Here is a 321-nt window from a genome sequence, read left to right as displayed (position 1 = left end):
GGCAGAAGCGGCGTAGCCAAACCCGTGATGGCCAGCATGAGCACCGCGCCCACCGGTTCAACGGCACCGCAGCCCGTGCCCATCACGAAAGCACGGGCGCGAGAAATACCCGTCGAAGTGAGCGGTAGCGAAACGATGGCCCCCTCGGGCACGTTCTGAATGGCAATGCCGATGGACAGCGCCGTCACCGAGGCCAGGGTAATGGTGGGGTTGCCGGCCAAAAAGCCCGCGAGTACCACGCCAACTGCCATGCCCTCGGGCAGGTTGTGAATGGCCAGGGCCATGAGCATCATCGTGGGCTTCTTAAGCGTTGAAGGAGCG

At 63.6% G+C, this 321-nt stretch carries 1 protein-coding gene; it reads right to left on the bottom strand.

Translation table 11 applies throughout. From position 1 onward, the window contains the following. Nucleotides 1-293: ZIP family metal transporter (locus PZH32_RS12190; RefSeq protein ID WP_428994047.1), on the bottom strand; the 293-nt coding region annotated here is incomplete at its 3' end. Between the last annotated feature and the right edge of the window lie 28 nt (nt 294-321).

This window comes from Adlercreutzia equolifaciens, from assembly GCF_029076695.1.
Lineage (GTDB): Bacteria > Actinomycetota > Coriobacteriia > Coriobacteriales > Eggerthellaceae > Adlercreutzia > Adlercreutzia equolifaciens_A.
Note: the sequence above shows the minus strand (reverse complement) of the source record. Positions and strands in the feature narration are given on the sequence as shown.